The sequence below is a fragment of the Priestia sp. 10L35 genome (assembly GCF_056395685.1).
Map to the genome: position 1 here is coordinate 103,729 of NZ_JBFTKA010000007.1, position 25,532 is coordinate 129,260.

The following is a 25,532-nucleotide window of genomic DNA, read 5'->3' on the forward strand; positions in this document are numbered from 1 at the left end:
TTTCATCAAATAATACCGGGGAACATATTCAAAGAGATAAATGAATTATTAAAGATACATGTATGTAAATAATAAATAATAAATAATAAATGAAAAAGGAATGAGTAAATCATGACAGGAAATTCAAAAATTTTAATGGTTGTTACAAATGGACATACAATGGAAAACGGAGAACTTGCTGGCATTTGGCTTACAGAATTCTCTGAAGCATATTTAGCATTTAAGAAAGAAGGATACGAAGTAGTCGTAGCAAGTCCAAAAGGCGGAAAATCACCTGTGGATCCTAACAGCTTAACAGATGATGTGACGGACGAAGACAAAAAAGCAGGAAAACTTTTAGAGAATACAAAATCATTAGCTGAAGTAAGTTCACAAGACTTTGCAGGCATGTTTGTACCTGGAGGGCACGGAACAATGTTTGACTTTCCAGATGATACGCACTTACACCGTTTGTTAACAGAATTTGCTGAAGACGACAAGCTGATTGCAGCAGTATGCCATGGACCGGCAGCTCTTGTAGGCGGAAAGCTTAAAAACGGTGAGCCGATTGTAAAGGGTAAACGTATTACAGCGTTTACTGATTCAGAAGAGAAAGATACAACGTTAGATAAATACATGCCGTTTCTTCTTGAAACAAAGCTTCGTGAGCTAGGCGCTGAGTTTATTGCAAAAGATAATTGGAGCGATCATATTGAAGTAGACGGAAAACTTTTAACCGGGCAAAATCCACAGTCTACAATCAGTCTCGCAAAAGAATTTGTGCGTGCTTTAAACGCGTAAAAGTATGTATGACCTTAATAGGGATGTCTCATGATTGTTTGAGACATCCCTATTTTCTTTAGGGTGAAATAAAATAGGAATTAAGGAAAATAAAAAGGGCAGCTATCTAAATAGCAGCCCTTTTATTTGTTAGAAGGTTTGTTTCTGAAAATATATGTAGTAATTCCTGTCACAATGATAACAGCCACAACACAAATGATCAGACGAACAATCTGTGTCACAAAGATATTATCTGCAATGCTCATGTTTTTGGTTAAAATCAACGTTCCATAAGCAGCTAAGACAGATAAAAACATATTGACGATTCGTTGAGCCATGTTGTTTTTACTCCTTTCGCTTCACTACCTTACACTTTAACACATGTGTTCGCTGTAAAAAATATTGAATTACAAGTATGTCAGAAAATCAGCACTCCAGTAAAAGAATCTACTTGTAAGGAAGTAGCTGATATCCTATTAGTTATGACAACTAGAGCTCAGAGAAGGAAATGAGGTTTCTTTAGTCGAATTTAACATGCTTGTATTATTTTTTTAGATAGGTGGGAAAAGCTTGTTTGATAAATTAAAAAAGCTATTTATGGATAAACAGGATCAGGAAACAGATGACAAATATATTTTAGTCCCTGAGAGTGAAATAAATGAGAATTTAAAAAGAGATATAGTGAAGTTGGAAGAAGTAGGAGAGGCATACTGCAAAAGTCTTCAGCACAAATATAGAAATAAATTTGAACGTGAGGATAAGCAGAACTTAAAAATATGGGTGTGTCGGGATATTGATGGCGACCAACTGCCAAATCTAAGTTCGGAGCAGTGTTTAGAAAAAGAATATCGTTCCCAAGTGGCAATAAACTTTGAAGGGTTTACAGATGAAGAAGATGCATACGTTCATTACATCCAATTATGGTATTCCTTTAGTGGGTATTTTAAAGGGACAGGCACTTTGTATGATTTGTCAAAAAATCATTTAGAAGCTGATATTGAAGAAAAGTTAGAAGAATTACTCAACCAATTATAGATTTCTACTTAGCACTGAGATTATTTGTTAATACACAGGGGGAAGGAATATGAGGGGGCGGCCAGAGTTAGAAATAGAAAGGGAAAAAGTTTATAAAACGAAAAAAAATCCTAATGGAACATTTATAGCGCGAATTATTCAAGTGCCTAAGGAAGAAAATATGTTAAATTTTATTCTAGAAATCAAAAATTTAAAGAAAAAGGAACTTTCTTATAGAAGTTTATTAGTAAGGACTGAAAACTGGTACTATTCTTTTCGTCTTGCTAGAGGAGATCTGAAATGGGTATCTTTGCATACAGTAGCGGTATGGGACCGGCTAGGACATAAATTAGTTGAGGTAGCGGCCCCAACCGGTAAGGAAAATTATCGTATTTCCGATGAACACTGTTCAGTTTACCGAGAAAAGTAATAGTGACCATATAGTTAAGGAGAAAACGAATGAAAAAGCATTGCTGCGATTATATGAATTATCATGCGAACTTTACGTGTGATATTCACAGTGATCCGTTTAATTGTCCAGATAATCTTATCTTATTTGATAAAACAAATAAGGAATACGGTTTAATTATCCAGGATGGTGGTTCATCCATCATTGGAATTTCATTTTGCCCATGGTGTGGTAAGAAGCTTTAACTTAAGTATGAAGGGGAGATCCTCTTCATTTCTGGAATGGGGGATTGGGCTTGATTTTTCGTTATCTAGCTATGTTATCAGGATTAGGAATCGTTTTATTAAACCTTTTTGATCCTATACATCAAGGGGTTACGCGCTGGTTGATGGTCATCTGCAGTTTATTCATCTTTAGTAGCCATTTAAAATTCATCTTAGATAAGAAATCGAAAACAAAGGATAATCAAAAGAAGACCTACTAATAAGAATTTCTTTTGATGTTGTACCTTTGATAATTATGTAAATGAAAACCTAAAGAATATGTAGTAAAGAAATAAAAAAGAAAATTATATGTTATAATAATCATAAATATCCAAATAAAGGAACATTATGTTGTTATGAATCGTAAATTTAATTCTCTATTTATAGTCTATCCTATCGTTTTCTTTGTAGTGCGTACTGTTTTTTCTTTTGTGAAAAATAGCGCTGCGGAATCTGTCTATGAGACGTTAGCTATACTTGCCATGTATTACTTTGCAGCTAGTATTTTCTATTCGATTGACTTGTATATGCAAAAGAAAAATAGTTAATAGATTAGAAAATGCTGAGAGTCAGAGTAAAAACAAACGATATAAAGGAGTCCAACAGTGCGCATTAAGAGCTATTTTTTGTTTATTTTCCCACTCATTTTACTATTATTAGCAAGCTGCGATCCATCTTCTACACCTAAAGAAAAATACTATTCAAGCACCAAAACCACAAATCTTGAATTAGAAAACGTTAAGTCAGTATCAATAGGAAGTTCTAAATATGACGTAGCAAGTTGTTTGAGGAAGAAACCAAAATTTATAGAGGTTACTGAGCAGCCTCCGTATACTACCTACATTTATGGAAAAAGTACAGAAAAGTATGATGTTGAATTTGAAATAGTAGATAATAAAGTCAGCAGGTATGACTTTATTAGCAGCAAGTATAGTACGGAAAAGGGAATACATACTGGTGACAGCAAAAAAGATGTTATTAGGGCGTATGGAGAAAATTATCACGAAAGAGAAGGTACCGGAGCAACAATAATAGGGTATTTTGATAAAAATCATAAACTCAATATTGAGTTTTCTTTAGATGACAAGGATAAAGTTGGAGGCATTTTGGTTCAAAAAATAAATAATTAAGATGAGTAATAATCATTTTTGCTGCAGCTTTTAATATGTACTTATTTATGTAAATTGAGTATGTTTGAGCTATAAATCTAAAACAAATAATCAGAAAGGGTTTTTTCCTATTGAGTACGTTTACTAAAGTAGTACCGTCAGCTTTTATACTTCTCTATATAGTATTTTTCTTTTTAGATATTTCTTATCATTATGGTGTTCCTTATTCATATAGCTTTTTTCTTTTTTTATTTTTGTCGTTAATACCTCTAGTTTTATGTTTAGTAATATGGTTTAAGGACAGGGAACGTCTTTTTCTATTTTTGGCTGTAGTTTCAACCCTCCAACTTACGTTTACTGTCTTTATTTATCTTTTGCCAGAAGCAGGAACTAAACCATTAATTTATGAAAAAGCAATCACAAAAGAAGATGTTTTACATAAATAAGCTTACACAAAAAAACTTGAAGAATGTGTATCTAGTATAAGGTTATTAAAGAGATCCCCTTAAATAAAGAGGATCTCTTTGGTGTAGGTGTTTGTAATAGTAATTATATTAACTAGCTCTGTATACTTCTTCATTACAAAGCAGTGTTCCATACTTATTAAAAAAAGAAATGTGTACAGTTTAGTGTAAGAAAAGGGATCTAACAGAAACCATTAATTTATATTTTAACCATAATATGTTATAATATTTCGAAAATGGTGGTGTGATGATGAGCGAAGATAAAGAAACACCTGAAAGAAGAAGAGAGAGATTAAAACACGAAGAGGTAAAGAGAAACCCCACAGGGAATATGAACGATGCATTTAACAGAAATGAAGCTGGAAACCTATCTGGTTTAGCAGGCAGCTTAGGATGGAAGGGGCTAGGTATACTTATTACTGTACTGATTATAGGCTTTATCGTTGTGTCCCTATTTTTAAAATAATGTGAGGTTTATAAATTAAGAGTACTGGAGGACTCATTTTGAAAAATTATGCAGTGTTTATTGGTAGTTTTATAGTGTTACTGTTTGCTTTTCAAATTGTTTCTGGGCTATTTCTTACACTTACATATGTACCTGAGACTTCACAGCATTTGAGTAGCTCAACGCTCAGTATTTTTTCTTTTAATTATCCATTTTTAAGTTCTATTATAGCAGCGACTTTTTCATTTAGTATTTCAAACAAAGTATGTAAAGTTAAAAATATTCATTATGGTTTTTAATAACTGCTAATTTTCCTTTTTATGGTATTATATGTAGATACGTATTCAGTACTGTTGAAAGAGGGAGATACTTAATGTTGCAATCACTGATTTTTGATATGGATGGAACGCTGTTTCAAACAGATAAAATTTTAGAATTATCGCTTGACGATACCTTTAACCATTTACGTGCACTCAATCAATGGGATACTGGCACTCCTATTGATAAGTATCGTGAGATTATGGGTGTACCTTTACCAAAAGTATGGGAAGCTTTATTACCTAATCAATCAGATGAAATAAGAAAATATACAGATGACTATTTTTTAAAAAGCTTAGTGGAGAATATAAAAAAAGGGAAAGGTGCTTTATATCCCAATGTAAAAGAGGTCTTTAGCTATTTAAAAGAAAATAATTTTTCCATTTACATAGCAAGTAACGGTTTAAAAGAATATTTAGAAGCAATTGTAGACCATTACGATTTGAATAATTGGGTGACAGAGACATTTAGTATTCAACAAATCCAAACCCTCGATAAAGGAGAGTTAGTCAAAACAATTATAAAGAAATATGGTATCAAACATGCTGCAGTAGTAGGAGACCGCCTATCTGATATAAATGCTGCAAGAGATAATGGTTTAATGGCAGTGGGGTGTAATTTTGATTTTGCTCAAGAAGCTGAGCTTGTGCAGGCTGATGTGGTAATAGATGATTTGAAGGAGTTAAAAAGGATTGTATCTAACATAAATAGTAGCTTGTCAATCTAATAGACTGACTAATAGACTGATCTTTGTACGTAACCGTTATAGATGGTTAATGTCTCAATTTTATTAAGAGAATAAATTTTTTATATGCTATGTAAAAGGATAGGTCTTTAAAGGCCTATCCTTTTGATTTACCTTACAGCATTGGCATCCACTTGATTTTGAATCTTCACTGCAGTTTCTGCTTCGTCAATGAATTCATACATATAGAAATCTCAATCTATTGAAGTTGAAACATAACTAATGAGTGGTTCCCCTACAACTCTCCAATGTTTACATAATCTTTTCTTGTCATTAATAAATGGTTTACAATACTGAGCTATGCTTAGGTTAAGATTTCCAAAATAGTTTTATATTAAAAATAATTCTATGAGAAAGGAGATTTTTGATTATGACTTCGCATATGATTCGTAAATCTGATAGCGCTCAGTTATATATTAGAGGATATAAGATAAAATTGACACTCAGCCAGTGGAAGCTTGTAAGCACTCAGAGATAATGAATGGTTAACCCAACTATAAAAAAGGAAACCTCCACCTTAATTTAGGTGGGGTTTTTTGCATTTCTTTTATTAACGTTTTAATTGGTTAACTATTTAGACTTTATAATAAAAAAGACTAATAAAAGTTAAAAAATGGAATAAAAAAGAGGAATATTATTTAAGTGAAATTAAAATAAAGCACAACTAAATATGCATTTTTTAAATGTTTTACCACTTTTTATTGACCATAAAAATTTAAAAGAATTAAAATAAATATAAAGTAAGTAGTTACTTACATTTTAAAACTAATTTGTAGGAGGATGAATATTTTTAATGTATAGTTTAAGTTTTCAAAAGGTGGACGAGGCGAATGAAAAAGTTGGAGCAAAAGCTTTAAACCTTATAAAAATGAAAAAAGAAAATTTACCGATTCCGGATGGCTTTGTTATTCAAACAGAAGCTTTAAAGCGATATATCGAATGGAATGGGATTAATCGTCAAACGGATAATATCCACGAGAGAATTTTGCAAGGGGAAATTCCTATTGAAATTGAATCGGATCTCATAGAGGCATTTCGAAATCTAAAGTGCTCTTATACATCAGTAGCTGTTCGATCATCATCCAGTGCTGAAGATTTAGAAGGTGCATCGTTTGCTGGCCAGTATGAAACCTATCTTAATGTGAAAAGCCCTGAGGATTTTTTAAATAAAGTAAAAGCGTGCTGGGCTTCATTTTTTACTGAAAGAGTCGAACAATATACTCAAAATATGTATGCTGATTTTGATGAAATTTCAATGGCAGTTGTTGTTCAAGGATTAATTGAGTCCGAAGTATCGGGAGTCATATTCAGTCAAAACCCCGTTACTCATAATACAAAAGAAATGATGATTAATGCCAGCTATGGACTAGGAGAAGCAATCGTATCGGGCATAGTAACACCTGATGTTTATCTGGTTAATAAACAAACCTTTGAGATAGAGAAAGAGAAAGGGCTAAAGGAAGTAAAAATAATTCCACTTGATGAAGGCGTTGAAGAAATCGAAACAACGGAAGATGAGCAGCAAAGGTTTTGTTTAACAAACGAAACAATTATTGAACTGGCTGAAATATCAAAAGAAGTAGAAGCTCTTTACCAGCATCCCGTAGACATAGAGTTTGGTATTCAAGACAATCAAGTATATCTATTACAGGCAAGAGCGATTACCACATTAACAGAAACTAAAGAATTAACTTCCTTCCAAAAAGATATATCTTTAAGTTTCGAGGATATGGAAGAGTTTTGGATTTTAAATGACACAAGTTTTTCTCATGCTGTTAGTCCTTTGTACGCTTCATTTATTATTCCGGCATTTTCTGAAGGAACAGCTGCTAGTTTTAAAAAGTTAAAGTTTATGTTTAATAGACTTAATTTAAAACTTTATAAAGGTCATATCTATACAAAAATGGAGCCTTTTAAAGGAGATTCCAAGAAAAGATTCCAAGAAAATAAAGAATTGATGGAAAGTATTTATCCAATCCTAACAAAACGAATGAATCAAATGATTAAAGAACAATTCCTGCCTTACTATAACAAGTTAGATAGCTTTACCGGAGGAAATCTCAATCTTCAGAGAGGAAAAGAGATTCTTCAAAGTTTGACTGATTTTTATAAAACGGCATATGACTTGCATTTTGACATTGTTATGCCTCAAATGTCTTTAAATACTAAGGCTGAAGAATACTATAAAAACCTTACAAATAAAAAATCCGGACATGATGTTTATGAGCTATTGACCGGGAAAATGAACAAATCGTTGGAAACGGATCAACAGCTTTCTAGACTTGCTTTAACAGTTAAAGACGATGCGGAACTTACTAAGATCTTTGAAGAAGAATGTACAGAAACTTTATTAAAGAAATTAGAGGAAAATAAAGCAGCAAAAAGCTTTATGGCTGAAGTAGATACTTTTCTAAAACAGTATGGATATCGAAGCGTCGTAAGTCACGATTTTGTAGGGGAAACTTGGCTAGAGAATCCTCTTCACGCGTTATTGATTATTCAAGGGTATGTTAATGACGGTTACAACTTTGATGAGAATTTCAAACAGACGGTCAAAAAACGTGAACAGAACTATAATGAATTTCTGGAACAGATAGCGGATAGCACACACAAAGAAGAGTTTAAAAAATATTATCAGTGGGCATTAGATGCATCTGTTATAAGAGATGACCATCATTTTTATATCGATGCAATGTTGGATGCAAAAGCTCGTTTATTCCTAATCAAGCTAGGTGATTTACTAGTACATCATCATGTTTTTCTAGTGAAAGAAGATATTTTCTTTTTATATCTTGATGAGCTAGAGTCTCTTTTAGAAAATCCGGTAGACGTGACAGAATTAATTGAGAAGCGTAAAAAAGAACACGCAGAACATGAGCAAATGTCTAATTTGCCTAGATACTTCGGAGTCCCTGAGCCAGCTCAGTTGAAAGAAGCTGAGAAATATATGGGAGCTATTGAGGAAAATGACGCTAACAGCGAACATTCTATTAAAGGGTTAGCCTCTTCCTCGGGAACATATACCGGAAAAGTAAAGGTCATTTTAAATACGAAGGAATTTTCCAAGCTGGAAAAAGGTGATGTTTTGGTATGTAAGACCACTACTCCACTTTGGACTACTTTATTTCAAACTGCGGGGGCTGTTATTACTGACGCTGGAGGTATTCTTTCTCATTCGGCAATAATTGCACGTGAATATGAAATTCCTGCAGTGGTTGGTACGAAAATAAGTACGGATAAGCTAAAAGATGGCGATATGGTCATGGTCGATGGTACGAATGGAATTGTCACGCTTCTAAATGAATAAATAGTTCTCTTCGCTTCCATTTGACAACAGCTCTTTTTCCTTTATATACTGCCTAATGGAAAGTAAATACTTACATTCAGGAAGCATAAAGGATGATTAACATGAAAAAAGATGAAACAAAAAAGAAGATAACAAAAGCTACAATAGAACTGCTTAAAGAAAAAGGCTACAAAGGTACTACCACTAGAGAAATTGCAGAACAAGCTGGCGTTAATGAATTAACTGTTTTTCGCCACTTTGGCAATAAAGAAGGCATTATTCAAGCTATTGTCAAAACAACAAGCTTTTCGCTTGAAATTTTTGATAAATCAATTGAATGGGAGCTTGAAAAAGATTTGACGAATTTCGGTTACCTGTTACTAAAAGACTTTGATAATAACCGAGACATGATTTCAATTGCTTTAAAAGATCCTTTAATTTTCTCACAGGCGCACGAAGAAATTTTGAAAAAAATTAATGATACGAAAGAAATACTAAAAGAATACTTTGAAGAAATGCAAAGGAAAGGATATATCAAAGAATTAGATTGCTGTACACAAGCGGAGATTTTCCTAAGTACGTATTGGGGATATTTTATGTATAAACTAAATTTTGGAGACAAAGCCTTACACGCAGATTATCAAGATATGATAAAAAACAGTATAAAAACGTTTATAAAAGGAATTTCTCTCCATTAAAAGGAGGCAATAATGTTTGGGTAAACATAAAGAGCTTATCTTGATTATTTCATTACTAATTGGGACATTTCTTGTGCCAATAAATTCGACAATGATTGCCGTTGCTCTAACAACCATATCGGCTCATTTTAATGAACCACTTGCAAGTATTTCTTGGGTAGTAACTATTTATTTAATTGTAATGGCTGTCACTCAGCCTATCGCTGGAAAGCTAGGAGATCTATATGGAAACAGAAATATCTATTTATGGGGCGTGGTGTTCTTTCTGATAGCATCTTTAGGCTGTATATTTTCAACTAATCTCATTTCCCTTATTATCTTTCGATCACTGCAGGCAGTAGGAGGAGCTTTACTTACTCCAAACACTATAGCAATCATTAGATATGTGGTGCCAAAAGAACGGCTTCCTAAAGTTCTAGGTATATTTGGAATGGGGATGGGTTTGGGTGCTGCAATTGGACCTTTATTAGGGTCTGTCCTGCTTGAAAACTTCAATTTGGAAGCTATATTCTGGGTCAACGTTCCTTTTCTTTTCTTAGCTTTAATCAGCGGAATAGTTATGATTCCTAAATTTAATGTTAAAAAGCAAACAAGTACTTTAGATATTCAAGGTTCCATTTATTTAGCAATTAGCATTTCTTTATTGATCTTGTTGACACACGGTATGGAATTTACCAAGGCTTTAATAATGGGAATACTATTTATTTTATCTACAATTTTGTTTATCAAAAGAGAAAATACGGCAGAAAACCCGATTATCGATTTTTCTTTATTTAAAAATTCCACCTTTACAAGCGCTAATTTATCTATTATGCTTAGCAACTTTGTTATGTATGTGATTTTATTAATTATGCCTCTGTTAATGAAGTCTCAATTTCATTTATCTACAGCGCAAACAGGGCTTGTTTTATCAGTTTTTTCGATTTCAATGTCTTTAAGCGGCTGGATAGGTGGATTATTAAACAATAAGTTTAGTTCTAAAAAAGTGATTGGTTTTTCTTTTGCTATGATTATTGTCTCTAATATTCTTTTTCTATCTCTAGAGAACATTGGATCTATTCTTTTTCTTATAGTGGCTTTAATTATTGGAGGTTTTTCGACCGGAATAGGTTTAACAAGCATGCAGGTTGCCTCGTTGGACTCCGTAAGCAAAGAACAGTCTGGTACAGCCTCTGGCATTTATTCAACGTTTCGTTATTTTGGAAGTATTATTTCGTCCACGCTTATTGCTCTTGTTACAAGTTATAACTACATCTTCATTATTTTAGGGATATCGGGGATAGTAGGTATACTAGTAGCTAGAAGCATTAAATCTAGTAGCCAAGATGTAATAAGCAGCAATAATTCTAGTGCAAAAGCATAGTTGTTTTTTGATAAAGCTTTTGTTTATATACACAATTTACTAATCAATCAATAAAAAATAAGTACTGCTTCTAAAATAGGAGCAGTACTTATTTTTTGCCTAAAAATCTTAGAGAAAACAACAGATGAATTCATCTGTTCCCTTCAAAAATGATTTGTTTTAAACAGGGAACTATCGTTTGTCAAGTATGTGGGAAAGTTATTGAGAATGTAGACAACTCTGAAGGGGTTAAAACATGGTACGGGAAGTGTTCTGAAGATTGTTCTAGGAAATAACGTATCGGTAAAAAGAGACTCCCAAAATCATTAGAATTTTAATTAAGACTATAGCTGAACAAGGAGAGTAATCTTATGAAAGTTATAATTGCTTCAGATCATGGTGGGATAAATATTCGTAAAGAGATTATAAATCTATTAGATGAAATGTCCATAATATATGAAGATCTAGGCTGTGAATGCAGCAGTTCAGTCGATTATCCGGACTATGCGATTCCAGTTGCCCAACGAGTAGCAAATGAAGAAGCGGATTTTGGAATTTTAATCTGCGGTACGGGAATTGGCATGAGTATTGCCGCTAACAAAGTAAAAGGAATTCGTTGCGCACTTGTTCATGACGTTTTTTCAGCTAAAATGACGCGTGAACACAACGATACGAACATTTTAGCCATGGGGGAACGAGTAATTGGGCCAGGTTTAGCCCGCGAAATTGTGAAGACTTGGTTAACAACCCCATTTGTTGGAGGCCGTCATGAAAATCGTATCTGTAAAATTACAGAATACGAAAATGTATCACAACCTTCTCTTGAAAGAAAATAAAGATAAAAAGGCAAGAATCAATTTGATTCTTGCCTTTTCCTATTATTTCACTTACTGATATGATGATTATAGATCCTATCAGAATAGCAAAACTAACCATTCCAATTCCCATACCAGTTAACCTTCCGTAAAAGCAGCTTATTATGAGAACAATGAGACTAATTATTTTTGCAATTAAAATAGATGTAATAAAATATGCCTGATTTATGCTTGGGAGTTAAAGAAGTTTGTTTGCTGATGAAAAAATCTGTACGGTTAGTATCTATATATAGGAGGAAGCGAATATGCAGGGTAAAACGTTGATAACAAAAGTTATGGCTTACATAACTAGGTTTAATGGTCATCATACAGAGTTATTAGTTTACAAACACAAAGATTATCCAGAAGCAGGAGTTCAAGTTCCAGCAGGTACTGTAGAACAGGGAGAAACAATTGAAGAAGCTTTATATAGGGAGGTCAAAGAAGAATCTGGATTAATGGAGTTTTTATCGGTAACAAAATTGAAAACATATATTTATCATCATGAAGGTAAAAGCCAGTATCATGAACGACATGTTTTTCATTTGGAAATTAAAGAAAAAACTGCAGAACGGTGGGAATATAAGGTTAATTCTAAAGGGGAAGATGCAGGATTAATCTTTTCATACTATTGGGCTCCTATTCAAGCTCTTCCCAAACTAGCTGTAAATCAAGATGATTGCATTAATCAGTTATTTTTATAGTTCTAAATTTATTAATAAGAGAAATATGTAGGTATCAAAAAGAATAAAAGTAATTTTATATTACATCAAACCGTCCAGATATATAGCAAAGGAGAATAGGAAACATGCTTAATCAATTAAAGCTGTGGGCTAAAAAGTTAAAAAAGCAGCTATTTATCTTATATTTAGCTTATAAAGATGAACGAGTATCTTGGTATACCAAATTATTTACTGCTTGTGTTGTTGCATATGCCTTCAGTCCAATCGATTTAATTCCTGATTTTATACCGGTTTTAGGCTATATTGACGATATAATCATTGTTCCTTTAGGAATTATGCTTGCTTTGAAAATGCTACCTGCAAGTGTTATAGAGGACTGCACAATCAAAGCAGAAGAGCTCATTCAAAATGAACGACCTAAAAATTGGGTTGCGGGTTCAATTATTATCGTAGTATGGCTACTTATTTTTATGTGGAGCTGTTTTACTGTTTTTAAATTATTAAAAGGAAGCTAAACAATCTCTAGAGAGTTTATTTAGATACCAGGAAAACGTTAATGCGAAAAAAGACAGCCTGTTATTACTGATTTTGACTCTTTATTCCGTAGTAGGTCAAATGCTTGGAATGGGGCTTGTAGTAAATGATTTTATTGGAAGAATCAAATGGAGAAATATACTTGCGTACAATCCTGTAGAATATTTTGCATTAATCCTGGCAGCGAGCGGTGTTATAATTTCTCTGATACTAGGCATACAAAGTTTATATCAATGGATCATTGACCAAAGAAATCGAAAAAAATGGGTGAAACAAACTGTATTATCTTCAACAAAGGAATGAGAGCAGTCCTTTATTTCCTCCATATTTATCTTAAAACAGAAACAAAGATCGTAAGCCCATAATTGATACCTATGGTTATCAATTATGGGCTAATTTATCTCTATGCCTTTTTAAAAAATGTTCAGCTATATCGCTTTACAATTAAAGATAAATGTTGAAATTAAGCTAATTATCCGTTTTTTTAGTGTGTTTTTTTACTGTCCATTTCTTATAGATGTAGTGTAAGAGGAAGCCTCTGTACTGATTTATAATATAGTAACTAACAATATAAAGTATACTTCCAAACAAAAAGCTATTAAGAACCATTCCTGTTAAAAAATTCTTTCCTACTTTCGCTCCTAGTTCTAGTCGATTATCCAAATCTTCATCTGCATTCTGAAGCAAAGTTTGATTAAGGTCGATTGGAAATATATATCCTCCCACTACTGTATTCAAGTAAAACATCAACGGAAAGGCCCACATAAAAAACATTCCACCAATAAGGCCTGCTATGCTATTTCCTTTACATAATTTAGCTAAACCTACGGATATTATAAGGCCCAATCCAAAGGTAGGAACAAAGTTCACAACAGAACCTAGACTAAAACCTAGCGCAACTTTATGTGAATGATCTTTTAATCTTAATAGTTTAATAAGTAAGTATTTAAACCGGCGCTTCAAAAACACTAATTTGCTCACATTATTCCTCCTATCTCTTCGCGCTGGCATCCTATCTTTCCTTTTGGTGTCCACCATTACAGAAAGGTTTTTTATTGTATTCAAGATTTAGCGTCACATAAGTAAAAAGAAAAATGAGGTTCAAGAACAACAGATTTAACCATTATAAGTATATTTATACTTTATATGACAAAATAAATAGTTACCTCCTAATAAATCAAGTGATTTTTGAAAATGTCACAAAAAATTCACAAATAGGTTGTTTCTTTTCTCTTTCTCCCTGCTAAAATTTTATAGTCAAGAACAAGAAAAATATAACATCGGGGGATATACTTAGTGAAAAAGATAATTTCTTCATTAGCTCTATGCTCGTCATTGATTGTGTTACCAACAATAAGCCAGGCAGCTTTAGGAGACAAGCTATTAAAAGAAGGTATGACAGATCCAGACGTAAAAGAATTACAGGATGTTTTAAGACAGAAGGGGATATTTTCAGCTACTTCGACTGGCTATTTTGGTTCAATTACAAAAGATTCAGTTTTAAGCTTTCAGCGTTCTCATAGTTTAACCGCTGATGGAATTGTAGGATCTAATACATATCAAGCGTTAATAGGTAATTCAACAAGTACGGTTACAAACGGTACACTTTTAAAATATGGAATGACTAGCAATGAAGTTGAAAAAGTACAGCAATTGTTAAAGGGAAAAGGTTACTTTAATGCCACACCAACAGGATATTTTGGTACAGTTACTCAAACTGCTGTTATGAATTTTCAACGGGATCATGGCTTAGCCGTGGATGGAATAGTAGGTCCGGCTACTTTAAATGCCTTAAATAACGCATCTAACGGCTCCACTGGTTCTTCAACTGTCAATAGTTCAACGCAAGCGACAGCTAGTGATACTGTTGCTTATTCCAAAAAATTCATAGGCGTACCATATGTGTGGGGAGGAACATCTCCGAGTGGTTTCGATTGCAGCGGTTTCATTTATTATGTATTTAAAAATGGAGGTGGAGTAACTGTACCGCGAACAGTAGCTACCTTGTATCAGTCAGGAAAAAGTACATCTACTCCAAATGTAGGAGATATTGTGTTCTTTGATACTACTGGAGGTCCTTCACATGCTGGAATTTATATTGGAAACGGGCAGTTTATTCATGCTGGCAGTTCAACTGGTGTAACTATTGCATCGTTAAGCAATTCTTACTGGGCACCTCGTTATTTAGGAAGTAAATCTATTCTCTAATAGATTACTAGTAAAAAAATATAGCAATTGAAACTAAGCAGTTTTATTATTATTTGTGTAAATAAAGTGAAAAGTCCTGATATATAGTCAGGACTTTTTGTTATAGCAGCGAACAATGGTCTTAATATAAAGGGTGAGCTTGCTTGAAAGAATGAGATGTATGTCTCCTGTAGCAGCTTGTTAATAACAATAACGCTAGCTAACATACACCATTTAGCCATTCAGACGTTAAACACTCCTTATATAAGCTTGTTCCATTGAATGGCTTTTGAATGTTTGAGTGTACGTGTTAAACATCGAAACATTGGTAAGTATTCCTGCAGCAAGCATTAACAATGTAAGCGAAGAACCTCCAAAGCTTATAAAAGGAAGGGTGACACCAGTAATAGGAAGAAGGCCCGTGACAGCCCCAAGGTTTACAAATACTTGAACAGCAATCATAACGGAAATACCGATAGCTAACAGTGCTCCAAAAGGATCACGACACTTAATAGATGTTTTTAACCCTTTAAAAATAATAAAAAACAGTAGCCCCAATACAAGAAGTACACCCCAAAATCCCAGCTCTTCTGCAATAATGGCCATAATAAAATCCGTATGTGATTCAGGCAAGTAGCCCGTTTTTTGAACGCCTTGTCCTAATCCCATACCTAATATTCCTCCGTTTCCTATAGCCACATAAGAATTAACAAGTTGATATCCATCGCCTTGTTGATTTTCAAAAGGATGCAAGAATCCGGTAAAACGAGCCAAACGCCCCGGAGAAAACAAAAGATCCATGTTTCCGGTTACTAATAAAACGGTTAACATAACAAGTGTTCCAATTAGGCCTAATAAACTAATTTTTAAAATAGATTTCTTTGAAATCCCTGAACATAACACAATAGCTGCAACTGTTCCTAAAATAAGCAAGGCTCCGCCATAGTCAGGCTGCAAGATAATTAAGAAACAAATAAAAAGCACAACCACCATAGGTGGAAGAATCGACCTTTTTAAATCATTGATATACTCTTGTTTGTTTGCAAAAACAGCGGCTAAATAGATAATAAGCGTTAATTTTGTTATTTCTAACGGCTGAATAGCAATAGGCCCTATTTTAAACCAACTTTGTGCATTACCTGCTGTATGTCCAAAAGCTAAAACTAAAATAAGGAGTGAAATAGTGACACCTAATAAAAATTTTAATACTGCTTTTTCTTGATAAATTTTATATGGTACGATAGCTGCTAATGTGAAAAGGGTAAAGCCTGCTATAAGAGCAAGCTTTTGTTTTTTATAAAAATAATCCCCAGATACACCATAACGGCTATATATAAGAGAGAAAATAAAAAAATACACATATATTTCAATACTTTTATACGAATCTTTAGGTCTAAATTTATCTCTTTAGCCATTTTTTTATTAGTCATTGTATTACCTCACATCCTGATCAAACATATAAGCTTTTGATCGAAAGCTTATATTTAATACTAGTCCCATCAAAAACATCGTACTCATTAACGCACTTCCCCCGTAGCTTATAAACGGCAGTGGTATTCCCGTTATCGGAAGAAGTCCTATACACATGCCCACATTTTCTAAAACATGAAAGAAAACAATTGAAATAACGCCGGTACAAATGTATGTAGAGAATTGATCTTTCGTATGAAATGCGACGGTAATAATTTGGTGAATCAGCACCATAAATAAGAAAAGAATAAGGCTAGTTCCTAAGAAGCCGTAACTTTCTCCAATTGCACTAAAAATAAAGTCTGAATGTTTTTCGGGCACATATACTGAAAATTTTGATGTATCTCTTCCTGAAATGGATCCGGCACCTATTGCTTTTAACACTTGCATATAGTTGTAAGACAAGCTGCCTGCATAAGATTCTGGATCAAACCACGCATAGATACGATCAAACTGATAGGATTGAACGTGCAAATATTTTTCCAATATTTTTGGGTGGTTTAAAACCATATATAAAATACCTGAAGCGATTCCTATAATTGAAGTAAAGGTAGGAAGAATGAGCTTAAAACTTACTCCTGAAACGAATATCATGACAAAGAATAAAAAGATCATCACAAGTGCCGTTCCTAAATCGGGCTGCTGCATAATAAGAAGAATAGGGACCGCTAACGTAGCTCCTAGCTTTCCAACGAGTAAAACGTCGCTTCTTATATCTCTTACGCGAAATTTTTCGTTATGATTTCGTATCACTTTACTAAATGCTAAGATTAAAGAGATTTTTGTGAACTCTGACGGCTGTATCGATCCAATACCAGGAAGGACGAACCAGCTTTTTGCACCATTTTTGACAGGAGCAATACTTTGGGGAGAAACGATGAGTAAAATAAGGATAAAAATATTTAGCCCATAAAAGAACCATGTGAATCGGTCCCATTGTTCCTCATCGGGCCTCATGGTGATGAAGATAATCCCAATACCTACTGCGTACCATTCAACTTGTTTAATTACGAAGTTTGTAGAATACTGTCCTGTTTTTTGCGCGTTATAAATAGCTATACAGCTAATGATAAAAAACAGCAGCATTGTAAAAGCAAGACCATAATTAAAGCTTTCTGACTTCTTGCGTTCCATCTTTAAAACACCTTTTCTTTATTAAATTTCCATTCCAATTACTGAATATAAGTTTCTCTAATATATGCTAGAAAAATATCAATAAAATAGATTTCTTCTCATGATCTATCACAAACCTCCAATCTGTTTTACCCGTAATGTTTTATATAAAAGGTCTACCATACGATAGCCTGTATAATCAAAACGTGTATTAGCCCTAATTTAGTGAAAAAGATATTTTCTTGACTTCAGCTTATTTTTTTTGTTAAATACTATAAATTTGCCTAAAGGAAACTTTTTGGGCATAAGAAACCCTTTGGAAATAAAATTTTGACTTAGAACAGACTGAAATGCCTATAGGTATTAACAATTCATATATTTAAATGCTAATTCATTTTTCCTTAGGGAAACAGTTTAACATTAAGGAAAAATATTTGTCTAATAAAAACCTTAAAATTTAACTAAAAACCGAATTACTTTCGTTAAATCAGTATAGAAAACTAATGATGTAACTAACTCTCTTTACACTAAAAAACTGACCATTATGGTCAGTTTTTTAAGGTTAATAAATAAGTTATTTTGCTCACTTCTCATATCGTTTGTAATTTTATCATTGAAAAATGAAAAATAAGTGAAAAAAACAATATTAATACAAATAAGTTAAAAAATATTTAATTTTGTATAAAATTCATGTGATTCACAAAAATATTGAGAAAGAACGTTCGTTGAAATTTTTAATGTTAACTTTTATATAAAAGCTGTGATTGCTTACAGAATGCAAAGTTCTTTTGAAAGCACCTTTTTATTTTTATGAATATTGAGCTTTATGATACGATATGAAGTGAACTTTTTAAATGAGGGTCTATATGCAAAAAATTAAAGGTAAAAGAATAAAAATCAGTATATTTATGCTGGGATTAGGGATTGTTTTTTTTCTGTTTGCCGGGAAAGAGCTTGTGGTAAACGAAAAGCCGGTAAAATCTGACGTGATTATTGTGTTAAGTGGTGATAATGATCGACTGGAGAAAGGAATTGAATTATATAAAAAAGGCTATGCCGCTCATTTAATCCTTTCGAATGGTCAAGAGAATAATTTTTATCATCAAGCCAAGGAATCAGGGATACCTGAGAATTCAATTATATTAGAAAATCACGCTACAAGTACTACGGAAAACGCTAAATTCACAAAAAGGCTAATGATGAACTATCATTTTCAATCCGCTATCGTTGTTTCTTCCAACTATCATATGAAAAGGGTAGAAAAAAACTTTAATAAAGAATTTAAGGATACCCAAATACAATTAACCTATTGTTCTAGTGGAAGTCGCTATTATAATCCACAGAGATGGTGGGAAACTGCTTTAAATAGAAAAGTTACCTACACAGAATACGTCAAGCTTATTGGCAATTATTTTGGTTTTAGCGGAAAGAAATCTAAAGAATTATTAAGAGAATTTATCTAACAAAATCGTATAAAAAGTCCATAGGGGATGTCTCTATGGACTTTTTGCTATTTAAAATTGCGAGTAGTTGAACGTAATCTTGTAAGCTCATATGAAACGGAATGATAATGGATTACTTGTTTAACATAAAGGAAAGCACGGTGCCCCATATAAAGATTACTAAATAGAATAATCTTTGCAGCAGACCGGTAGGCATAGGAACAAAAAATACAAACATAATGAGTATGAGGATGACTAGTAAGGAGACTAAACAGCCATAAGTCCAATACTTGCCGCTGGTTAAAGATGACGCATACATCCAAAGACCAGCTAAAACAGTGATCATGCCAAGTTGAGCGAATATTGAATGCCAAAATAAATTTATATCAGCCGGTATAAAGCCTGAAACAATGTTACCCAAAGCTAATATAAGAATAAAAGCTGTTGCTAGTTGGGTTATTTTTGTTTTCTTTAGGTTTTGTGAAATGTACAGAACACCAATTGAAAGTGTTAATCCGTTTATAATAAACAATACGTTCATCCAGAAATGGTGAGGAGAGCAAATTTCATGAGGTGCAATTGAATAGGTATAGGTTCCACAAGAAGTTACGCCAAGATCACTCATTGCGTGATGTAAAAAACTGTAGGGAGCAGTTGAAGTCAAAATAAAAAAAGGTTCAACTAAAAAATACAAGCAAGTAGCAAACCAGCTTAAAATGCCAAGCTTTTTCGATATATACAGAATCATCACCTCTTAAAAAGTGTTATATACGAATTGTATATCCAAATAATGTTAAACAGAATGGTCTTGAAGCCTATTTTTAAGTAGGGCTTGAGGTCGATGCGAGGAAGGAGGACAAAGTGTTTAAACTTGAAGGTGCTTAGGAAAACACCTCTTTACTAATGTTTTGTAGCGGTAAAGAGGTCCAAAAGCTGCTTAATTAGAAATGAATAACGGCTGATTATGCACCCCCATACGTAAAGTTAATGTATTCCAAACGCGGTGACATTCAAGACATTTTCTCTAGAATTTTATAATCTGATGTTTTTTGAATATCTACATCATATTCATGTGCAAATGTTTCTAATTCCTTAAAAACATTTGGTGGATTAAATAATGCTATTCGCATATTCCACCCGTTTTCTACTTTTACTACTGCCAATTTTGTTTACCAACTTAACCGTTTAAATACAATTCTTTTAATGTCCATTGGTTTAACGGTTTTTGCATATACTTTAAACCATAATATATATGTTCTATAGGTTAAAGTGTCTTTTTCTATTTGAAATTCATATCTGAGGCACAGGGAAAGAAACGAACAAAGGATAGCAAAAAGAAGTAAAAAATCAAATGCTTTATATTGAACTGCTTGAATGCATAATAAAGCATTTAAAGGTAATAGAGTGAAAATAATAGTTTTTTGAGCAGTAGCTTTAAATAACATAGAATCTCCTTTCTTTAGTAAATAAGCCAACTGGTTTTTTCTATGATATTATTTAAGTGTTAATTTAGATTAGATTTATATTGGGAGGTCTTTTACATGTATAATACCATTTCAGATTTTATCAAAGAATGGAACAACGAAGCTATGCTAACTCAAAAAGTTTTGGATAGCTTAACAGATGATTCATTGAAACAACAAGTTTACCCTGAAGGACGTACGTTAGGAAGAATTGCTTGGCATTTTACAACCAATATTCCAGATTATCTAACTGAATTTGGACTGAGCATAGACAGAATAGAAAGTACAGCAAGCGTTCCATCTTCTGCCCAGGAAATCGCTATAACCTTTAAAAATGTAAGTTCTCACGCTGCTAAAATCATTGAACAGCAATGGACAGATGAATCTTTAGAACATACGCAAGAAGCATTCGGAAGAACCCAATCAAATGCCACAATCTTAATGGGACTAATCAAGCATATTGTTCATCACCGAGGTCAAATTACCATTCTGATGCGTCAAGCAGGACTAAAACCGCCTGGAGTTTATGGGCCTCCAAAAGAAGATTGGGTTCATTTAGGTGTGGAAAACTCACCGCTTTAATAATATCAGGTAAATAAAAAAGAGGCTGCCCATAGAAAATACTATAAAATTTTTTTCTAGGCAGCCTTTAGGTAAAACCTAATTAATCAGTTAGTACTTACTCTGAAAAAGCTTTTGAGCACTGCACAACACCTTGCATATTTTTTAATAATCCCTCTGTTAACTCTAAGGTCATAAAGAATTCTTCAGGAAAGTCAAAATGTTCTTTCTTATCGCTGTATTCTTCATTTAAAAAAGCGCTTTTCACAACTTCTTCAGTTTTATTATATTCTTCAGTGAGTTCTTGTTTAATTAAGATATCCATAATTAGTATGTATATATTTTATAGTGTTATATTTTATGAGTCCACCTTTAATACATAATATTTGTAAAATTTTATGGTAAAATATACTATATATGTTAAATTAGAGTGTGCGAAGAAGGGGTAATATCTGATGTTGAACGTATTATTTATATGTTTAGTAAGCTGCTTCATTATTTATATTGGGAAACGTGTATGGAAAAAAGGTAATACTAATTTCATTGCTGGATATGGAAAGATATTTACACCTAAGGATGAAAAACAGCTCGCTAAAGGGATTGGCCTTATTATTATGTTATTTGGCTTTGGATCTATAATATTCCCCATTCTCTCTTTGTTTTTTGAAGGGATTGGCTTTTATTATGGATTGCTGGTTGTATTAAACTTCTTCGCTATATTTGGACTTATGATAAAGGATCAGGTGCAGGGAAAAGTCTAAGGAGGAGAAATATGAAAAAGTTTTATCTTGGTTTGTTTATTATGTGTTTGATGTTTATCATTTCCGCTTGTTCAAAAACCGAATATGTAAACAATGTTGAGTACTTAAAATTACAAAAAGCAGAGGTACTATTAACAAATGATAAAAAAATCGTTGGGGAAATGATAGTTCCTGATAAAAAGAATAAAAGTAAACATATCGTTCCAACGGAGTTACGCTATACATTTACGATGGAAAATACGTCTAACAATATTATGGCTCTCTCTGATTTTGCTAAAACAAACATTCGCATAGAACCAGATAAGGAGTTGGTATCAGCTGTAAAGGAATCAATTGGTTCAAATATTTATAATATGGATAACAATAAGTTAGGTATTGGTATGAGTATAGGAGAAATTCCATCTAAAGGAACAAGTAAATTTACTCTTAGTTATACCTTAGGAGCAAAGGAAAAAAATAATGAATTACCTCTTTTGCCAACTGAAGAAAAACTAAAAAAGCTACAAGCTAATGCGTTAAAGGGTACACTCATTATCTCCCAAGATGACAAGGATATTGCAAAGTTTAGGTTAGATTCAAGCCAATAAACATAATTATAAGTTTAAATAGGTTAATAGCTCGCTAACTCTGTATATCGTCAGCGTTAGCGAGCTATTATTTTTATATTTATACGCTTGTATGTGGATCTACTTTTCCAAAAAATAAAATTGATTAGCCTTCCTTATTTGGTTACGATAAGCGCTCGAATAATTTCATTCCAATAGTATTTGAAGTTTTTGTCACTTGTATTTTTTTGCATTAGAACGGTTGGTTCCTTTGTATTCTCTTTTTTTATAGACATTATGATTTCCCCTTATCTCTTTATATTTAGTATGTTGTGGTTTGATTTACCATATTTTATAATGAAATTAGCAATCGTTACAGATGAACATTACGATTGAATCAATCGAAATATCCGATTATAAAGAGGTGAGGAAAATCGAAATAAAACAACTGATTACGTTTAAAACAGCTGCAGAAAATTTAAATTTTACCTATACGGCTAAAATTTTGAACTTTGCTCAATCAAGCGTTACCGCTCAAATAAAAGCTCTTGAAAATGAACTTGAAACTCCTTTATTTGAACGTCTCGGAAAGCGCTTGGTTTTAACAGAGGCAGGTCGAGAATTTAAAAGGTACGCCGATAAAATGATTCAATTGACTAAGGAAGCAAAAAACGCTGTAAGTGGAGTGGAAGAGCCTGCGGGTACACTTATTATTGGATCTTCTGAAAGCCAGTGCACGTATAGATTGCCTCCAATATTAAAAGAGTTCAAGGATCAATTTCCAAAGGTTAAAATGATCTTTAAGCCCACTTACTCTCAAGCACAAACAAGAGCGCAGCTACTAGACGGCACTCTTGATATCGCCTTTACGATGGAGCCTATCCAGCATCATGATGCAAATCTACATACACAATGTCTTGTTGCAGAAGACTTGAAAATTATTGCTGCTCCTCAGCATCCTTTAGCTGATAAAACGGATATCTACTTAGAAGAGCTTGAAAATGAGACTCTTTTGTATACTGAGTCGGGGTGTTCATACCGGGTAGTATCGGAAAATTTGTTTCGCGAGGCGGGTATTTGTACATCAACTAAATTTGAATTTGCAAGCGTGGAAGCTATTAAGCAATGCGTCATGCTAGATTTAGGTATTGCGATATTGCCCGAAGTAGTAGTAAAAGGAGAGCTTGAGAAAGGCGTGTTAAAAGAATTGGCTTGTACTAAAATTGATACGCCTCTTTATACACAAATGTTTTGGCATAAAGATAAATTTATGTCTCTTCCTTTACAATCTTTTATTCAATTGGCTTACAGTACTTTTGGTTTAAATTATATAGGTATCGAAAGTGAAAAACTCTAGGTGCATTATGCTGACTAAAGAATTACACTGGATACATAAAATAATCTAATATCTTTCCTAATAAGATAAGAGGTGAAGGAAATCTTCATTCCTTCGCTAATATATAGATGAACCTTAATAAACTAGATTTTAATTGGTGAAATCTGAGTTAGGAGTTGATCTAATTTGAAAATGCGAGTAAATCAAATTGAACTAAATGGTTTAACATTTCAATATCGAGAGGCAGGCGAAGCTTCGGCACCCGCTATTATTGCACTTCACGCTTTGGGAATGAGTGCAGAGTCTTGGGATGAAGTAGCAGCTGTATTAGGAAAGAAATATCGGTTTTTAGCTTTAGATCAGCGAGGACACGGTGGAAGTGAGAGAACCGGAACCTATACGTTTGAACTTATGTGCGATGATTTACTTCAGTTTGTAAATGCGATGAATTTGGAGCGCTTTACGTTAATTGGGCATTCTATGGGCGGTACGGTGTCCTATCTTTTTTCTGAAACATTTCCAGAAAGGGTAGATCAATTAATTGTTGAAGATACTCCTCCACCTTTTACAGGAGAAAATTTCGAAATTCCTCCCAAACCGTCTGGTTCTTTACCATTTGACTGGGAGGTTGTACCTTCAATTCTTCAACAGTTAAACAACCCCAGTCCTAAATGGTGGGGAAGTCTTACAGAGATAATTGCACCTACTCTCATCATAGGAGGAGGATCCAGCCATATTCCTCAAGATAAATTGCAAGAAGTTTCTAAGCGCATTCCAAATTGTAAATTAGTAACGATAGAAGGGGCTGGACATGAGGTGCATGCAGGAAACTTATCCGCTTTTTTAACTGCTGTGAAAAGCTTCCTTGATTCGTGACTTTCTGGAACTTTTATTTAATTTGAAAGATTGGTTAAGTAAATAGAAAACAAATAAAGAGCCTTATTTAAGGCTCTTTATTTGTTCTTATTCTTTTACGATAGGAACATTCTTAAAAAATTGTTCTCGAATAGTTGCCGATTTAACTGCTTTATTAATCTTCTCTTTATTATTATCTATAAATTGCTGTGCGTTTTCTTTATCAAATAACTCATTGCTACTTGGTAAAGTTTGAATGTTTTTGGAAATGAATTGTTTCATTTCTTCTCTAGACGCTGAAAGTTTTTGATTGTCTACTCTAAAGCTGTAACCTTCAGCATTAGGTACTAATATTGTTAAATAAATAGCATTGTAAAGAAAATTTTTCTCTAATGTATTCTTACCGTCAAACCAATATTTTAACATTTCATCTTTTGATAAAGATCCCTCTTTAGTACCATACATTATTTTTGGTGTTTTATTATGTAAATCAATTTCTTTAAATGTTTCCCCTCCAGGCAATGCTCTTACGATAGCTACTACGTTAGAATTATCTCCAACATAAGTTCCACTGTGGTCTTTAAGATCTTTTACATCAACAGTGTTAATGCTTGTGACTTCTTCTTTTGAAGAACAGCCGGTTATACCTACAAGGATTAATAAGATTAAACAGAAAAGTACCTTAAAATATTTCATAATAACCTCCATTTTCTTACTTTAATACCCTTATGTGGATATTTAGCGAATTATCAGTGTATCGTAAATGTGATGTTTTGAAAAGTTGTAGGTACTTTTGTACAAAACACCCTTTGCTATAGGAAACGTTTTGTCTACTGTAAGTAGAAGGAAGGAACTTTGAAACATGAAAAGACCCCA

At 33.2% G+C, this 25,532-nt stretch carries 31 protein-coding genes and 2 pseudogenes; 24 read left to right on the forward strand and 9 right to left on the reverse strand.

Annotation, left to right across the window (positions count from 1 at the left end):
* Positions 1-111: 111 nt before the first annotated feature.
* A complete protein-coding gene (locus AC1DEF_RS22665; RefSeq protein ID WP_097823828.1) occupies positions 112-780 on the forward strand; it encodes a type 1 glutamine amidotransferase domain-containing protein in 669 nt (222 codons plus the stop codon).
* A gap of 122 nt (positions 781-902) precedes the next feature.
* Here the strand turns inward: AC1DEF_RS22665 and AC1DEF_RS22670 are convergent, their stop codons facing one another.
* Positions 903-1,097, reverse strand: a complete 195-nt coding sequence (locus AC1DEF_RS22670) for a hypothetical protein (RefSeq protein ID WP_025749210.1) — start codon at positions 1,095-1,097, stop codon at positions 903-905.
* Positions 1,098-1,329: 232 nt separating this feature from the next.
* Here AC1DEF_RS22670 and AC1DEF_RS22675 point away from each other — a divergent pair, with 232 nt between their 5' ends.
* From AC1DEF_RS22675 to AC1DEF_RS22750, 16 genes and pseudogenes are all read left to right on the forward strand, one after another.
* Positions 1,330-1,794 carry a hypothetical protein gene (locus AC1DEF_RS22675; RefSeq protein ID WP_043980687.1) on the forward strand — a complete coding sequence of 155 codons (465 nt, stop codon included), beginning with the start codon at positions 1,330-1,332 and terminating at the stop codon, positions 1,792-1,794.
* Positions 1,795-1,843: 49 nt separating this feature from the next.
* The gene (locus tag AC1DEF_RS22680) at positions 1,844-2,203 is read left to right on the forward strand and encodes a hypothetical protein (RefSeq protein ID WP_097823827.1); all 360 of its coding nucleotides are present in this window, start codon (positions 1,844-1,846) and stop codon (positions 2,201-2,203) included.
* Positions 2,204-2,232: 29 nt separating this feature from the next.
* On the forward strand, positions 2,233-2,427 hold the full coding sequence (locus AC1DEF_RS22685; RefSeq protein WP_097823826.1) for a DUF6980 family protein: 195 nt from the start codon (positions 2,233-2,235) through the stop codon (positions 2,425-2,427).
* A 50-nt stretch (positions 2,428-2,477) separates the two neighbouring features.
* Positions 2,478-2,666 carry a hypothetical protein gene (locus AC1DEF_RS22690; protein WP_377577060.1) on the forward strand — a complete coding sequence of 63 codons (189 nt, stop codon included), beginning with the start codon at positions 2,478-2,480 and terminating at the stop codon, positions 2,664-2,666.
* A 384-nt stretch (positions 2,667-3,050) separates the two neighbouring features.
* Positions 3,051-3,575, forward strand: a complete 525-nt coding sequence (locus AC1DEF_RS22695; RefSeq protein ID WP_097823825.1) for a hypothetical protein — start codon at positions 3,051-3,053, stop codon at positions 3,573-3,575.
* A gap of 693 nt (positions 3,576-4,268) precedes the next feature.
* Positions 4,269-4,484 (forward strand): DUF6366 family protein, encoded by a 216-nt coding sequence (locus tag AC1DEF_RS22700; RefSeq protein ID WP_097823823.1) that lies wholly within the window; start codon positions 4,269-4,271, stop codon positions 4,482-4,484.
* A gap of 38 nt (positions 4,485-4,522) precedes the next feature.
* Positions 4,523-4,762 carry a hypothetical protein gene (locus tag AC1DEF_RS22705; protein ID WP_097823822.1) on the forward strand — a complete coding sequence of 80 codons (240 nt, stop codon included), beginning with the start codon at positions 4,523-4,525 and terminating at the stop codon, positions 4,760-4,762.
* Positions 4,763-4,836: 74 nt separating this feature from the next.
* Positions 4,837-5,508, forward strand: a complete 672-nt coding sequence (locus AC1DEF_RS22710; protein WP_477727554.1) for an HAD family hydrolase — start codon at positions 4,837-4,839, stop codon at positions 5,506-5,508.
* Positions 5,509-6,319: 811 nt separating this feature from the next.
* Positions 6,320-8,833 carry a PEP/pyruvate-binding domain-containing protein gene (locus tag AC1DEF_RS22715; RefSeq protein ID WP_097823821.1) on the forward strand — a complete coding sequence of 838 codons (2,514 nt, stop codon included), beginning with the start codon at positions 6,320-6,322 and terminating at the stop codon, positions 8,831-8,833.
* 92 nt (positions 8,834-8,925) lie between these two features.
* The gene (locus tag AC1DEF_RS22720) at positions 8,926-9,510 is read left to right on the forward strand and encodes a TetR/AcrR family transcriptional regulator (RefSeq protein WP_043980698.1); all 585 of its coding nucleotides are present in this window, start codon (positions 8,926-8,928) and stop codon (positions 9,508-9,510) included.
* A 16-nt stretch (positions 9,511-9,526) separates the two neighbouring features.
* Complete coding sequence (locus AC1DEF_RS22725) at positions 9,527-10,873, forward strand: MFS transporter (RefSeq protein WP_097823820.1); 1,347 nt, start codon at positions 9,527-9,529, stop codon at positions 10,871-10,873.
* 149 nt (positions 10,874-11,022) lie between these two features.
* Positions 11,023-11,148, forward strand: coding sequence for a GapA-binding peptide SR1P (locus AC1DEF_RS22730; protein WP_141425874.1), 126 nt, complete (start codon positions 11,023-11,025; stop codon positions 11,146-11,148).
* A gap of 75 nt (positions 11,149-11,223) precedes the next feature.
* Positions 11,224-11,688, forward strand: a complete 465-nt coding sequence (rpiB, locus tag AC1DEF_RS22735) for a ribose 5-phosphate isomerase B (RefSeq protein WP_280559387.1) — start codon at positions 11,224-11,226, stop codon at positions 11,686-11,688.
* A gap of 284 nt (positions 11,689-11,972) precedes the next feature.
* Positions 11,973-12,410: an NUDIX hydrolase gene (locus AC1DEF_RS22740; RefSeq protein ID WP_477727555.1), complete on the forward strand. Its 438-nt coding sequence runs from the start codon at positions 11,973-11,975 to the stop codon at positions 12,408-12,410.
* Between the two features lie 104 nt (positions 12,411-12,514).
* On the forward strand, positions 12,515-12,904 hold the full coding sequence (locus AC1DEF_RS22745) for a YkvA family protein (RefSeq protein ID WP_318331398.1): 390 nt from the start codon (positions 12,515-12,517) through the stop codon (positions 12,902-12,904).
* Positions 12,900-13,226 (forward strand): annotated as a pseudogene (locus AC1DEF_RS22750) (hypothetical protein); the annotation flags it as partial. The gene AC1DEF_RS22745 and the pseudogene AC1DEF_RS22750, both read left to right, overlap by 5 nt.
* Positions 13,227-13,391: 165 nt before the next feature.
* Here AC1DEF_RS22750 and AC1DEF_RS22755 read toward each other — a convergent pair.
* The gene (locus tag AC1DEF_RS22755; protein ID WP_162213978.1) at positions 13,392-13,904 is read right to left on the reverse strand and encodes a DUF2062 domain-containing protein; all 513 of its coding nucleotides are present in this window, start codon (positions 13,902-13,904) and stop codon (positions 13,392-13,394) included.
* A gap of 315 nt (positions 13,905-14,219) precedes the next feature.
* Between AC1DEF_RS22755 and AC1DEF_RS22760 the strand changes: the two genes are divergently transcribed.
* A complete protein-coding gene (locus AC1DEF_RS22760) occupies positions 14,220-15,131 on the forward strand; it encodes a C40 family peptidase (protein ID WP_318331397.1) in 912 nt (303 codons plus the stop codon).
* Positions 15,132-15,359: 228 nt separating this feature from the next.
* Here the strand turns inward: AC1DEF_RS22760 and AC1DEF_RS22765 are convergent, their stop codons facing one another.
* On the reverse strand, positions 15,360-16,469 hold the full coding sequence (locus AC1DEF_RS22765) for an FtsW/RodA/SpoVE family cell cycle protein (protein ID WP_318331396.1): 1,110 nt from the start codon (positions 16,467-16,469) through the stop codon (positions 15,360-15,362).
* Between the two features lie 75 nt (positions 16,470-16,544).
* On the reverse strand, positions 16,545-17,714 hold the full coding sequence (locus AC1DEF_RS22770) for an FtsW/RodA/SpoVE family cell cycle protein (protein WP_097823811.1): 1,170 nt from the start codon (positions 17,712-17,714) through the stop codon (positions 16,545-16,547).
* A gap of 845 nt (positions 17,715-18,559) precedes the next feature.
* Between AC1DEF_RS22770 and AC1DEF_RS22775 the strand changes: the two genes are divergently transcribed.
* A complete protein-coding gene (locus tag AC1DEF_RS22775; RefSeq protein WP_043980719.1) occupies positions 18,560-19,156 on the forward strand; it encodes a YdcF family protein in 597 nt (198 codons plus the stop codon).
* A gap of 112 nt (positions 19,157-19,268) precedes the next feature.
* Here the strand turns inward: AC1DEF_RS22775 and AC1DEF_RS22780 are convergent, their stop codons facing one another.
* The 3 genes from AC1DEF_RS22780 to AC1DEF_RS22790 form a co-directional block, all read right to left on the reverse strand.
* Positions 19,269-19,883: a DUF998 domain-containing protein gene (locus tag AC1DEF_RS22780; RefSeq protein ID WP_043980720.1), complete on the reverse strand. Its 615-nt coding sequence runs from the start codon at positions 19,881-19,883 to the stop codon at positions 19,269-19,271.
* Positions 19,884-20,145: 262 nt separating this feature from the next.
* Positions 20,146-20,298, reverse strand: coding sequence for a hypothetical protein (locus AC1DEF_RS22785; protein ID WP_477727556.1), 153 nt, complete (start codon positions 20,296-20,298; stop codon positions 20,146-20,148).
* Between the two features lie 6 nt (positions 20,299-20,304).
* Positions 20,305-20,580, reverse strand: coding sequence for a hypothetical protein (locus tag AC1DEF_RS22790; RefSeq protein ID WP_477727557.1), 276 nt, complete (start codon positions 20,578-20,580; stop codon positions 20,305-20,307).
* Between the two features lie 96 nt (positions 20,581-20,676).
* Here AC1DEF_RS22790 and AC1DEF_RS22795 point away from each other — a divergent pair, with 96 nt between their 5' ends.
* Complete coding sequence (locus AC1DEF_RS22795) at positions 20,677-21,180, forward strand: DinB family protein (protein WP_162213981.1); 504 nt, start codon at positions 20,677-20,679, stop codon at positions 21,178-21,180.
* Between the two features lie 199 nt (positions 21,181-21,379).
* On the opposite strand, the pseudogene AC1DEF_RS22800 reads toward AC1DEF_RS22795, so the two are convergent.
* Positions 21,380-21,484: pseudogene (locus tag AC1DEF_RS22800) on the reverse strand (GNAT family acetyltransferase); the annotation flags it as partial.
* A gap of 130 nt (positions 21,485-21,614) precedes the next feature.
* On the opposite strand from AC1DEF_RS22800, the gene AC1DEF_RS22805 reads away from it, so the two are divergent.
* The 4 genes from AC1DEF_RS22805 (at position 21,615) to AC1DEF_RS22820 (ending at position 24,677) form a co-directional block, all read left to right on the forward strand.
* Positions 21,615-21,920: a hypothetical protein gene (locus AC1DEF_RS22805; protein ID WP_097823807.1), complete on the forward strand. Its 306-nt coding sequence runs from the start codon at positions 21,615-21,617 to the stop codon at positions 21,918-21,920.
* Between the two features lie 11 nt (positions 21,921-21,931).
* Positions 21,932-22,507 carry a hypothetical protein gene (locus AC1DEF_RS22810; RefSeq protein WP_097823806.1) on the forward strand — a complete coding sequence of 192 codons (576 nt, stop codon included), beginning with the start codon at positions 21,932-21,934 and terminating at the stop codon, positions 22,505-22,507.
* Positions 22,508-22,898: 391 nt separating this feature from the next.
* Positions 22,899-23,822 (forward strand): LysR family transcriptional regulator, encoded by a 924-nt coding sequence (locus AC1DEF_RS22815; protein ID WP_176521284.1) that lies wholly within the window; start codon positions 22,899-22,901, stop codon positions 23,820-23,822.
* Between the two features lie 165 nt (positions 23,823-23,987).
* The gene (locus tag AC1DEF_RS22820; RefSeq protein ID WP_097823804.1) at positions 23,988-24,677 is read left to right on the forward strand and encodes an alpha/beta fold hydrolase; all 690 of its coding nucleotides are present in this window, start codon (positions 23,988-23,990) and stop codon (positions 24,675-24,677) included.
* Positions 24,678-24,764: 87 nt separating this feature from the next.
* On the opposite strand, the gene AC1DEF_RS22825 is transcribed toward AC1DEF_RS22820, so the two are convergent.
* Complete coding sequence (locus AC1DEF_RS22825) at positions 24,765-25,352, reverse strand: DUF4825 domain-containing protein (RefSeq protein WP_097823803.1); 588 nt, start codon at positions 25,350-25,352, stop codon at positions 24,765-24,767.
* Between the last annotated feature and the right edge of the window lie 180 nt (positions 25,353-25,532).